The organism is Nostoc mirabile CHAB5784, from assembly GCF_020829645.1.
In the GTDB taxonomy this organism is placed as follows: domain Bacteria; phylum Cyanobacteriota; class Cyanobacteriia; order Cyanobacteriales; family Nostocaceae; genus Nostoc; species Nostoc mirabile.
The window spans coordinates 38,244-49,679 of record NZ_JAIVFS010000061.1 but is presented as its reverse complement, the minus strand read 5'-3'; the positions used below and the strand labels follow the sequence as shown (position 1 = coordinate 49,679).

Below are 11,436 nucleotides of genomic sequence, written 5' to 3'. Positions count from 1 at the left end.
CCAGTTCTTCTTTGGGCAACTGGCTCAAACTTTCTCGGTCTAATTCTTCAGGCTGGCTTTGGTTCATATTTGTGATACTCACCCTCAAGTGTCCTCCTTGTCAATACTCTGCCACCTGAATCCTTACATTTTGATGAACCTTTGGAAGATTTTAAAGAATATATGGAATGAGATTCTTGCTGGACACGCATACTTTTATTTGGTTTGTCACCGATAGCCCTAAACTCAGCCTTTCAGCAAAAGCACTAATTGAAGACGAGTACAACGAAAAGTTGTTCAGCACTGCCAGTATTTGGGAAATGGCAATTAAACATAGTCTCGGCAAGTTGAGATTTGATTTACCACTTCAAACATTTGTGAAATAGCAAATCACACAAAACAGTATGGATTTGCTGAGTATCGAATTGGATCATCTTGCGGTTGTTGCCACCATGCCATTGCATCATCGAGATCCATTTGACCGATTGTTGATTGCCCAAGCGATGGTAGAACAAGTACCCATCTTGGGAATGGACTCGGCTTTTGATGCATACTCAATTCAACAGTTATCAGTTATCAAGTATCCGCATTATCAGTTAAGAATTTTTTGTCAATTGGGAGCAGAGTCTCCCACTTCTAATAGTTATTAGTTATCAAGTATCCGCATTATCAGTTAAGAATTTTTTCTCAGCACTGAAACCGTGATCACTGATAACTGTTGACTGTTCACTGATTTAAATAAGAGCACTGAAACCGTGATAACTGATAACTGTTGACTGTTCACTGATTCAAAGACTTTGGTAGATTTTCCCTTTTTTCATAGTCTTTTGTTGAAAACAATTCCCATTCTTGTTGTTGCCGTAATTCCAAGACAAACTGATGATAATTCAGCAATTCGCTGCGATGTCCGACACTGATGTAAGTAATTGATGTTTCTTGTAATTTTTGGTATAAACTGGCTGCGGTTTCTTCATCAAGAGCGCTTGTCGCTTCGTCAAGAATAGCGTATGTTGGTTCACTCAATAGCAGTCGGGCAAAGGCGAGTCTCTGTTGTTCTCCCAAAGATAACACCCGTGACCAATCAACAAAGGCATCTAGTCCACCGTAACGGTCAGCTAAATCTGGTAGATGAACCTGATGGAGGGTTTGCAGAAGGGTTTCTTTAGCGATCGCTGTTTCTGTATGGGGATAAAGTAACTGTTGGCGGAGAGTTCCCCAAGGCATATAGGGACGTTGGGGAAGAAACAGTATGCGGTCTAGGGCTGGTCTTGCGATCGCACCTTCTCCCTCCACCCAAAATCCAGCAATAGCACGCAATAGGGAGGTTTTACCTACCCCACTTGCTCCCATAATCAGTAATGATTGACCAGGTAATATTGTTACGGATAAATCTTGAATTAGCTTGGTTTGGCGATCGGGAAGTTGTAGTGTCAAATGGTTAACGGCAATATACGTCTCTTCGCTCAACTGAATTCCCGAATTTGGCTGCAAGGATGTTATCTTTTCCATGTTGGTTCTAAGTTCGGTCAGGCGTCTAATTCCTGCTGTCAAGGCACTGAGTTGATCGAACTGGGTAATAATTAGTCCTAGTGCAAATCCCACTCGCTCAAAGGCTGCTTGAGATTGCGTGACAGCCCCCAATTCTAATTCACGGTCAAAAATTCGGGGTGCCAAAATGATAAAGGGCAAAATAAAGGTTAAATATTGATAACCGTTTTGAAAAATGTTTAAGTTGAATTGCCAGCGAATCAGACGATTGATATTAGCAAACACACGCCCAAATCGCTGTTTGATTTGTACTGATTCCTCTGCTTGTCCTTCATAAAAGGCGATCGCTTCTGCATTGTCTCGAATCCGCACTAAACCATAGCGAAAATCTGCTTCTCGCTTCAGTTGCTCTAAGTTAATTCCAACTAATGCTCGTCCAAACACTAATGTTGTGATTAGTGTACCAACCACTGCATACGCCAGCAGAGTTATCATCAAAATCGGAGAAATAAACCACAGTAAGCCAATAAAACCAATTAATTGCACCAGGGAATCCAGACACATAACTAAAAGGGAAATTAGTCGTTGGGTGACATTTTTAACATCCTCAGCCATGCGCTGATCGGGATTATCAACCTCAGAAAAAGCCTGTAAATGATAAAATGATTGTTTGGTAAAATATTGATTAAGATAGTAAGATGTTAGCCATTTTCGCCAATCTAGGCTAAGTTTTCCTTGAATGTAGTTTTTTCCAGAAATAAATATAATATTCACAATTATAATGCTGAAGAAAAAACCAATTGCCTGCTGAAATCGGTTGACGTTCTGCTGTGCTAGAGATGAAGTCAATTCTCCTCGTTGTAATGTTTCAAAAATTACGAATGTGCTGCTTCCCAAGGAGAAAGCTACTAGGAGTAGTAACTGGAAAATTACACCCCAACGTAGCTGGTTAAACCAATAAGGTTGAATAATTTGCCGAAATTGCTGCCAGATTTGAAAATTTAGCATGTTTTATCTCACGCAGAGAAAAGTTTGAGCTAAGAGGATGAATGAACAAGTCCTCTTTACGGTAGCGAAATGTTCTAGATCCCCCTAAATCCCCCTTTTTAAGGGGGACTTTGATTCCGGTTCCCCCCTTTTTAAGGGGGGTTAGGGGGGATCAATAAGTGCAAAGATACAGCAAATCACTTTTTAAACAACCTCTAAGAGGATGAATGAACAAGTCTAATTTATTACTAGCCCTAGCGACTAGAAGTCGCGCGCCAGTTGCAAGGCTCGTCGGCAGAGCCGGACGCCAGGTGCCTCAAGTCGGGAAACCCGCCCACAGCACTGGCTCCCCAACGCACTGGCTTGGCTACATAAGACAAAACCTACCTCCGTGGGTTATAAAACCCTTGATTTTGCATTCAGTCTACGGAGGTAGACTTTGATTGTGTAGTAGCGAATTCTATTCGCCTAATACTTTTCAAACATCCTCTAATATCATGTCCGCATAAATAGTTATGCTAACCACGATCATTACACCCCACCCCCAACCCCTAAGAGCCTGCGGGGAGGCAGGGTGGTTTCATACAAGCAGAGAAAAACTAAAACTGGGTTTCAAAGCCTCTCTCCGCTTCGGGGAGAGGAATGGAAGTGGGGTAAAAAGCTATGTCACAAAACGAGAAATCAAGACTTATGTATTTTTCTTTTTTCGTATGAAACCACCCTGCTAAGAGCCTGCGGGGAGGGGAGACAAAGCACAGCTTTGGCGGGGTGGGGTTCTTCGGGTTTAATAAGTAATCAAGCGGACATGATATAAGGCTTCCTTAGATCAAAACTTCGGTGGGCGCAGAGGCGAAAAGAAGCAGCGATGCTAAAATTTTAAGATTAAAGGAATGCCGATCGCTCGCGCATCTAATACACCCTGCTGGATGTGATTGTCAAAAGTCAACTGTAGACACGGGGAAATTCCCTGCTCAATTTGCACTACTCCATCCTGTACTAGCAGTGCCAGAGGCTGAGTTAGAGGGTAAGTATGAGCCACAGTTGCCTCTATGCCTGTCATTTTTCTCAGCCCTAGTGGATGGGACACAAACTGTTTTTGGAAGTTAGGAAAGTTTTTTAATAAAGTTGGTAAGGCGATCGCATCCGGAATCACAAAGCATAGGGGTTCAGTTTGCGTAACTAAATTCTGACTGGAAAAACTTAACTGTAGTTCTGTTTTTTGGGATTGCGATCGCTCAAATTTATCCTCATCCAACGAGGATGTCGCACGAGACTGCTGGTGCAAGGCAATGCCAAAGGGAGAGATTTGCGTTTGTTGCCAATGCGATCGCGCCAAAAAGTCTATGCCTGTGCGGACAGCATAGATTTCAGCGGTTACTTCATTCTCAACCCAGATAAATTCTAGATAAAAGTTCTCAAAAAAGAGAATCTGTGAGGCTGTACCTCGTTCCACCTGCTGCACAGGAGGACTGGCAAACATCAACCCTGCTCGCCCAAATAACTCAACTTTAGGTGCATCCTCAACACAAATAAAAATGTGGTCAACTTCTAGCAAGGAATTATTTGTCGAAATTAGCAACTGAGTTTTCATGTAAAAATTTGCACTGCTAAATGTAAAAATACGTAATTTAAATAATTCAGTTAAAACCCTGACTGTACAAGCTATTGTGACGATTTATCTAATACATCTAAATCTAACTTTGCTTTTTAAACTAGCTAAATAGCAGATTTTTTAGTAATATTTGCTACTCAAACTCAGTACTAAATGCTAACTAAAATTTGTGTTTGCTTTGTAAAAATTACCAATTTTATTAATCAGACAAGCCCCCGGAAAACGCAAAAACCATGTCACCATTTTTAACCAGATATGAGAATAATTACTAATTATTCTCAGTTAACAGGTAAATAGGATTTTTTGTCAAGTCCTTAGGTTGTCAGCACGGGTATCGGGAGAAGTAATGTGTTAAAAAGGTTAAATCTTACCAGCTACCCAACACTCACTGGACAGTAAGCTTTTGTTGTGAGTCTAATTTTAAGATTTTCCTACTTTTAAAATAAAATGAATAATATAGTGTACTGAGTGCAGCAAGTCTAGCTACAACTAAGTGAAATTATGCTCACAATGTTGTAATATGTTCTATCTGTAATCCCAGGTAGCTGAGTTCTTAGCCAATGAATGTGGAAATTCACAATGGTAAAATCAAATCACAAGGATACAAAAGATACAATTATCACTCGTTTTGATTACAAACTTCTCACGCCAGAGCAGCGGACGTTAGTTGAGCAGCGCACAACAGAAATCCGAGAGCAGCTACGGCGGACTGCCCAAGACATTTGGGAGATTGGGCAACGATTGGCAGAAGTGCGTTCTCAACTGAAGCATGGGCAGTTCGATACTTGGTTGAAAGCCGAATTTGGTTGGAGTCGTCGGACAGCATACAACTTTATTAACGTGTATGAAACCTTTGGCAATCGTGCAAATCTTGCACAAATTGACATTGCTACCTCCGCTTTGTATCTACTTGCTGCACCCTCCACAACCCAAAAACTGCGGGAGCAGTATCTAGAAGAAGCAAAAACTGGTAAGCGCATCACCCACAAAGATTTAGTCCAAACTATTAAACATCAGCAAGAAGAAAAAACTGACTCGATAACTACATCAGAATCAGCAATAAAGCCAGAAATTATCGCTATTGTCCCAAAAACCCTCCAAAAAGACAATTCTCCATCTCCAGTTATTGAGGTTCCTGTTACTCATCTAGAGACAACACCTGAAGCTCCTGTTAGGAGCCAATATCGTTGGTGGCAGTTAGGACAGCAGCACCTATTATTTCACGGTGATACAGCTTTACCAGAGTTTTTTGCTAAAATTCCTCCAGTCACTTTAGCTGTTGCCGTCACTTCAGACGACTGGGATCATGATTGGCTGATTGAGGAAGCAACAACACTTATTATTCTGCAACCCTCTGGCTTGCAAGCAAAGACCCTTGAGCAATTAGTGACCATGTTTTCGCAACCAGGAGACTTAGTAGTGTTTCCCTGGCTGCCTCAAGAAGATATGATTGCGATCGCTCATCATTTGCAGCGACGAGTAGTTGCTGGAGATCCGTCGCTGGAATTATGCCAACGGGCAATTGTCGCATCAGGGTTGAGTGTTCAAGAAGTTTGAAAATTGAAAATTGGGAATGGGGCATTGGGCATTGGGAATTACGAATTACGAATTACGAATTACGAATTACGAATTACGAATTACAAATTTTTAATAGATGATCTATGCTGTACTGGTTGACGCTAGTTAGGGGTACATCATCTCCAGATTTGCGTTTACTATTCACTGTTCCCGTCAATTTAACGGTGGCTTCGTATGCACTTCGGTGGCTATTATTACTACTTGTGTAATCAATCTCTACTTTTGCCCAGGTTGCTTGCTCATCCCATCTTGCAACCACAAGTTTTAATTTTGGGGATGGAACACGTTTGAAGATACTTTTAAGGAGCGATCGCACAATACCACCTTCATCTTGTGCTAGAATACGCCCACTTTTGGGATAATCCAGCCAATCCCAGCCTAACTGCATCCAGATTTCTCTCTCAGCAATTTGCTCAAATTTTCCCAAACCTGTCCAGCCACGATAGAAAGGTTGCAATTGGGAAACATCACCCTGTCGATAAATCAGACAATCCAAAACATCTGCTTTCAGGTGTCCCCAAAGTTGACCGGTGGGAAAATCAATCAATGTCGGTGCAAACTGGTGTCCACCAAAATGATTAGTTTGCCATACCCGCAGACTGTCTGATTCTGTTGCATACTTTTGGCGCAGGAGTTGGTAAAGGGGATAGCCAAACCGCCCACAAGCTAAGTCATAGTTAGCGTGGGTACAAACCAGAATTTCTCGAATGTGTTCTGTTGGCTGACGATAAATTTGAAAACTGGGTAAATTTTGCGGCTGAAATAACACAGTTTCTGCAAGCAGAGCAACCTGAGTTAGGGGAAGTAAATATTCCTGCTTGGTATACTGAGCAAATAGCTGGGCTGGACGCTGATAATAAAAGACTCTAACCCATTCTGGATGAGTATAAGCCTTGTCAGGAGCGATCGCTAACAGCCGACCTTTGAAATACCGCATCGGGTTAGACGCTAACTGTTCCACAACTTGAAGCAACGGCTGAAATTCCGGCTTTTCTTGCCAAAGTTCAGCCTTCCAGGGACGCGGTACTTCTACAATCAACCATTCATCCACCGTACCTGCGGTGCCAATTGGATCTTCACCATTAGCTTGAGAAACCACCGAACAGTAACGACAATCCATTAAACTTCTTACCTTTACGACGCCAGTTGCTACCCTACGGGAACGCTAAGAGCGAACAAGTCGGGCATTGCCGCAAGGGCGCACTGGCTTGCCTTTGCGCCTTTGCCTGAGCCTTTCACTCCGTCACAACTTCCCTTCTCAACCAATAAATAGAAACTGCCGCAGTGATACTATATAACCCAATCAAAATCAAGATTGAAAACTCTTCAAAAGGGAATTCCAGCCCCATACCTTCCCCTAACCAGAAAGTTCCCAAGGAACTGAGCATAATCCCAGCACCAAGCTTAATTAACACCTCTGGCAATTTGACCAAATATTGATGTAAAGTGACTACCGCAACTAGCGATAATAATAGCGCCAGTCCTGTAGCAGCGATCACTTCATACCAAGCACTAGAAGCTAATCCCAGTGTAATCACAATCACACCCACTTCCAAAGCTTCCAAAGCAGCACTTTTGGTCATGATCAAAAAATTCAACTTGCTGAATCCTGGCGATTGCTGATCTAAAGCAATACCTTCTTTTTCGAGAACATTCTCATCAACCCAACCTGCTCGCCGTCCCGCAGCTAGTCGGCGCACAGATTTATTCACCCATCTCCAACCAAACCACAACAGAAGCAAACCAATGAAGATTTGCAACGGTTGCAGAGGGAGAAACTGTAATCCTGTGCCAAGAGCGATCGCTCCTAGTAATACCACAACTAGACCTGTAATTGCACCCCAAATCGCCTCACGAGCATAGCCAGAGCTACCAATAGCATAGGCGATCGCTACAACTTCTAAAAATTCAATGCCCGTGCTGCCAAGTGCAGCTAGGAAAATACTCCAATTCATCGAATCTCCTTAGTAACTATGTTAACAATTCAAAATTCAAAATTCAAAATTCAAACATTTTAGACATTTCAGACGGGGATTTAAACCCCGACTGAAATGGATCGGAGGCGGAGTGGCTCCGACTCCGCGCTACATGTAATGGTTGGGGTCTTAAACCCTTTAATTTACGATAAAAACACAGTGACAATCTAGTAGAATAAGGGCAATTGCTATATAATTATGCACCAGTCTGTGGTACTATTATAAAAATTCCCAGCATCCAATAATCCTCTGCTCTACACAGGGCTATTTCATTCTCATCTAGCCCGCCTCAGAATGAATTCACCAGTCTAATAGCACTCATTCATCTAAAGATGACTGAGAAAAGGTTATAGTCCGTTTTAACGGACTTTAGACTGAGAAAAGGTTATAGTCCGTTAAAACGGACTTTAGTTATGAGCCGCTGAACTTTAGTTCTGGGCGGTTTATGTATAGAACGAAATAGCCCTGCTGCTCTACAAAATTGAGGTTAGTTCAAATATGGAATGGATTGATCCTGTCTTCGGCTTTATTAAATATGTCCTGAAGGCATTTTTGATATATGGTGTTTTTATTTTGATTGAACGGTTACGTCCAGTGGAGCCAAATCAGCCGTTTCGTGATATTGTTTTTAACTTAAAGTGGTACGTTGTCTATACTTTATTTGCATTTTTGCTCAATGCGATCGGAATTGGAGCATTAGTCGAAATAACTCGGCATTGGCTGGGCGGCCCTTATTTAACTTTACCAGAACCCAGTAACTGGATAGAAACAATCCTTGGGATAGCTTTTTATTTTGTCATTCTTGACTTCTTTTATTACTGGTTACATCGATTTCAACATACTAATTCATTTTTGTGGGAACAACATAAATTTCACCACAGCGAAGTTTCTTTAAATGTCACAAGTACTCGGCGGGTACATTGGCTAGAAGAACCATTGATTCTCGCGTTCATTGTCATTCCTATGAGTTTATTGTTTCACATTGAACCAATAGCCATAGGATTATTGGCGTTTATTGAAATTATCTGGTTACAATTTATCCATTTAAATTTACGTTTAGAATTGGGTATTTTCACACCAATTATAGTTGGGCCACAACACCACAGAATTCACCATTCATTTCGGCCAGAACATATAGATAAAAATTTTGCTCTGTTTTTTCCGATTTGGGACATCATTTTTGGCTCTTACTACCGTGCCCGAAAAGGTGAATTTCCGGCAACAGGATTAACTACTGGTGAAAACTACAATAACCTTTGGGATGCTACTATTTTGCCATTTAGAGAATGGTTTGGGCAACGCTATTTAGGATTACTAACAAAGAAGTTAGTCCAGAAAAAACTATTGCGGTAATCGGGTGCATCCAGATGCGAGCAGATTTATTTGTAGTGCGAGCATCTTGCTCGCTGGCATCTATTACGCGAGCGAGACGCTCGCACTACATATTCCAAAATGGGATGCTCCCCGGTAATCTTATATGATCACCAAACAATTTACCAGTTTTTGGTTCATCTGTTTCAAACCCAATCCCCAAGCAAAATTTGTTCCTACAAGAGAAAATGGCGCACCTGGCATTCCACAGGATTTATTGTCATGGTATAACAAACAGGGCGATCGCTATTTGACACCAGAAGAAAAGGCAGAAAAGTCAGCGTGGTATTTGCGATCGCTCACCATCGACCCTGATAATCTACCTAGTGAGTGATGTTAACCGATCGCTAATAAGACGTGCAGCAAGGCAATCAAAAACTCCACTGCTGAAGACCCCCGTGTGAAATGATCAACTTATAACAGCATTATTCTAATCAACTAAGATAAAATTAGGCTCTTAATTACTAGGTAGACTTATGGTTGAGCAACTTCTAATTCATGATGATGACTACTATGTTCCAGATGCTAGCCAGCTAGTAACAGAAGATGATACACCTGTGGACAATTTCGGCTCAGAAAAACAACAACGTCTATTAGTTAGTACTCTTTACAGTGCTATTTCACAGAATTTTATAGCTGCTGCTAATATTGGTATCTACCATACAGATGGTGAACCACCCATCGTACCTGATGTTTTTTTGAGTTTTGATGTGCAAGTACCTGCAAATTGGTGGGAAAAGCAAAATCGTTGTTACATGGTTTGGCGGTTTGGTAAACCACCAGAACTGGTAATTGAAATTGTCTCAAATAAAGAAGGTGACGAACTTGGTAACAAGTTGAAAATTTATGAACAGATGCGCGTCAGTTACTATATAGTCTACGACCCTAGCCATCAATTAGGGGAACAAACCCTACGTGTCTTTGAACTTAGACCTAGACGTTACTTTGAAACTACAGAAACTTGGTTAGAACAAGTCGAGTTGGGTTTGACGCTTTGGCAAGGAGAATTTGAAGGGAGACTGGATACTTGGTTACGTTGGTGTCACCAGGATGGTTCTGTCTTACTAACACCAGACGAACGTGCCCAAAGCGAAAGATTGGATAAAGACCAAGCTATTTTAGAAAAAGACCAAGCTATTTTAGAAAAAGACCAAGCTATTTTAGAGAAAGACCAAGCTATTTTAGAGAAAGACCAAGCCATTTTAGAGAAAGAACAAGCACTAGAGCGCTCTCAAATACTAGCAGAAAGACTCCGAGCAATGGGTATTGATCCAGATACTCTGTAGAGAATAATTGCCATAATAATTATTCGTCGAGCCTAATATCAATTATCATTCACTTTTTACTTTTTACTTCAGCAAAGGGGCTAATTGTTGTCGCAACTGACTCACAAATGGTAAACTGTCCATCACCAAATCGTAATCTTGTACAAAGTCAATTAGACAAGCAATTTCATCTACACCGGCGGCGCGAATCTGCTCAACAAAAGGGCGACAACTGTCGGGAGTGCCAATGAGCGATCGCCCTTTCATAAATCCTTCGACACCAAATTGCAGTATACTATCGATATCGTCTTCAGAGAAGTTTTTCAGGCTGACTTTTAAGCCCATACTCTTCGCCAAACTTTCTATTAATTCATAATGGGTTTTGAGGTAATTGCAGAAAGGTTGGGTAACTTTCTCCTTAACATCGTTGAGGTTATCCCCTAAAAAAGTATGGATCATCAGCGCCACTTTACCCCCTTGGGGATTATGTCCATGTTTTTTCAGGGAGTTACGATAAAGCTTAATTTTGGGAGCGATGTCATCTAATGTACCACCGAGCAATGAAGTCAAAACGTGCGCCCCTAGTTTACCAGCTTCCACAAAAGTTTCTGGCGACTGGCAAGTGATCCAGATAGGAAGTTCTGCTTGTACAGGTCTAGGCAGTGTTTTTACGGAGAATACTTTTCCCGTAGCGTCCTGACGTTCAACCGACTCGCCCCGCCAGAGTTTTCGCATCACCTCCAAATCCCTCCACATTATAGCTTTGCGATTGACATGAGGTTCACGAGCCAAAACAAAATCATCCACAGTCCAACCAGAAGCAAAAGCGATCGCTACCCTTCCCTGTGATAAATTATCTACCACTGCCCATTCTTCGGTAGCTCGTACAGGATCGTGTAAAGGTAGGACAAAACTACCAGCACGTAATTGCACTTGTTTAGTAATCATAGCGATCGCTGCACTAGTAAGTGCTGGATTCGGGTAAAGTCCTCCAAAAGCGTGAAAATGCCGTTCTGGAGTCCAAATAGCTGTTAAACCGTTTTGGTCGGCAAATTTAGCGCTTTCGATTAAAAGTTGGTATTGATGAGGACGAGCAACAGAGCCATCACCATCGAAATAAAACAGGCTAAAATCCATAATTCTTTTACATTCAACTTGAGGAAAAGGGGGATTCAGATGA

11 protein-coding genes are annotated in these 11,436 nt (G+C 41.6%); 6 read left to right on the top strand and 5 right to left on the bottom strand.

What is annotated here, in order from left to right; all coding sequences use genetic code 11:
- Window positions 1-167: 167 nt before the first annotated feature.
- Window positions 168-365: a type II toxin-antitoxin system VapC family toxin gene (locus tag LC653_RS46995; RefSeq protein ID WP_308189156.1), complete on the top strand. Its 198-nt coding sequence runs from the start codon at window positions 168-170 to the stop codon at window positions 363-365.
- Between the two features lie 18 nt (window positions 366-383).
- Window positions 384-629 (top strand): PIN domain-containing protein, encoded by a 246-nt coding sequence (locus LC653_RS46990; RefSeq protein ID WP_308189155.1) that lies wholly within the window; start codon window positions 384-386, stop codon window positions 627-629.
- A 130-nt stretch (window positions 630-759) separates the two neighbouring features.
- On the opposite strand, the gene LC653_RS29080 is transcribed toward LC653_RS46990, so the two are convergent.
- Window positions 760-2,475, bottom strand: coding sequence for an ABC transporter ATP-binding protein/permease (locus tag LC653_RS29080; protein ID WP_229498123.1), 1,716 nt, complete (start codon window positions 2,473-2,475; stop codon window positions 760-762).
- Between the two features lie 847 nt (window positions 2,476-3,322).
- Entirely contained in the window at window positions 3,323-4,045 is a 723-nt protein-coding gene (locus LC653_RS29075; RefSeq protein WP_229498122.1) for a VOC family protein, read from the bottom strand.
- Window positions 4,046-4,645: 600 nt separating this feature from the next.
- Between LC653_RS29075 and LC653_RS29070 the strand changes: the two genes are divergently transcribed.
- Complete coding sequence (locus LC653_RS29070; protein WP_229498121.1) at window positions 4,646-5,623, top strand: DUF3102 domain-containing protein; 978 nt, start codon at window positions 4,646-4,648, stop codon at window positions 5,621-5,623.
- A 73-nt stretch (window positions 5,624-5,696) separates the two neighbouring features.
- Here LC653_RS29070 and LC653_RS29065 read toward each other — a convergent pair whose 3' ends face one another.
- Complete coding sequence (locus LC653_RS29065) at window positions 5,697-6,764, bottom strand: ferredoxin family protein (protein ID WP_229498120.1); 1,068 nt, start codon at window positions 6,762-6,764, stop codon at window positions 5,697-5,699.
- 115 nt (window positions 6,765-6,879) lie between these two features.
- On the bottom strand, window positions 6,880-7,599 hold the full coding sequence (locus tag LC653_RS29060; protein ID WP_229498119.1) for a COG4280 domain-containing protein: 720 nt from the start codon (window positions 7,597-7,599) through the stop codon (window positions 6,880-6,882).
- 519 nt (window positions 7,600-8,118) lie between these two features.
- Between LC653_RS29060 and LC653_RS29055 the strand changes: the two genes are divergently transcribed.
- From LC653_RS29055 to LC653_RS29045, 3 genes are all read left to right on the top strand, one after another.
- A complete protein-coding gene (locus tag LC653_RS29055; RefSeq protein WP_229498118.1) occupies window positions 8,119-8,973 on the top strand; it encodes a sterol desaturase family protein in 855 nt (284 codons plus the stop codon).
- Window positions 8,974-9,097: 124 nt separating this feature from the next.
- Complete coding sequence (locus LC653_RS29050; RefSeq protein ID WP_229498124.1) at window positions 9,098-9,325, top strand: hypothetical protein; 228 nt, start codon at window positions 9,098-9,100, stop codon at window positions 9,323-9,325.
- A 142-nt stretch (window positions 9,326-9,467) separates the two neighbouring features.
- Window positions 9,468-10,277 (top strand): Uma2 family endonuclease, encoded by an 810-nt coding sequence (locus LC653_RS29045; protein ID WP_229498117.1) that lies wholly within the window; start codon window positions 9,468-9,470, stop codon window positions 10,275-10,277.
- Window positions 10,278-10,340: 63 nt separating this feature from the next.
- Here LC653_RS29045 and LC653_RS29040 read toward each other — a convergent pair whose 3' ends face one another.
- Window positions 10,341-11,393 carry an LLM class flavin-dependent oxidoreductase gene (locus LC653_RS29040; protein WP_229498116.1) on the bottom strand — a complete coding sequence of 351 codons (1,053 nt, stop codon included), beginning with the start codon at window positions 11,391-11,393 and terminating at the stop codon, window positions 10,341-10,343.
- Window positions 11,394-11,436: the final 43 nt, after the last annotated feature.

Excerpts from the sequence above, each read along its gene's own strand:
- LC653_RS29080 (WP_229498123.1), bottom strand. The coding sequence starts at position 2,475 with ATGCTAAATTTTCAAATCTGGCAGCAATTTCGGCAAATTATTCAACCT.
- LC653_RS29065 (WP_229498120.1), bottom strand. The coding sequence starts at position 6,764 with ATGGATTGTCGTTACTGTTCGGTGGTTTCTCAAGCTAATGGTGAAGAT.
- LC653_RS29050 (WP_229498124.1), top strand. The coding sequence starts at position 9,098 with ATGATCACCAAACAATTTACCAGTTTTTGGTTCATCTGTTTCAAACCC.
- LC653_RS46990 (WP_308189155.1), top strand. The coding sequence starts at position 384 with ATGGATTTGCTGAGTATCGAATTGGATCATCTTGCGGTTGTTGCCACC.
- LC653_RS29060 (WP_229498119.1), bottom strand. The coding sequence starts at position 7,599 with ATGAATTGGAGTATTTTCCTAGCTGCACTTGGCAGCACGGGCATTGAA.
- LC653_RS29040 (WP_229498116.1), bottom strand. The coding sequence starts at position 11,393 with ATGGATTTTAGCCTGTTTTATTTCGATGGTGATGGCTCTGTTGCTCGT.
- LC653_RS29055 (WP_229498118.1), top strand. The coding sequence starts at position 8,119 with ATGGAATGGATTGATCCTGTCTTCGGCTTTATTAAATATGTCCTGAAG.
- LC653_RS29075 (WP_229498122.1), bottom strand. The coding sequence starts at position 4,045 with ATGAAAACTCAGTTGCTAATTTCGACAAATAATTCCTTGCTAGAAGTT.
- LC653_RS29070 (WP_229498121.1), top strand. The coding sequence starts at position 4,646 with ATGGTAAAATCAAATCACAAGGATACAAAAGATACAATTATCACTCGT.
- LC653_RS46995 (WP_308189156.1), top strand. The coding sequence starts at position 168 with ATGAGATTCTTGCTGGACACGCATACTTTTATTTGGTTTGTCACCGAT.
- LC653_RS29045 (WP_229498117.1), top strand. The coding sequence starts at position 9,468 with ATGGTTGAGCAACTTCTAATTCATGATGATGACTACTATGTTCCAGAT.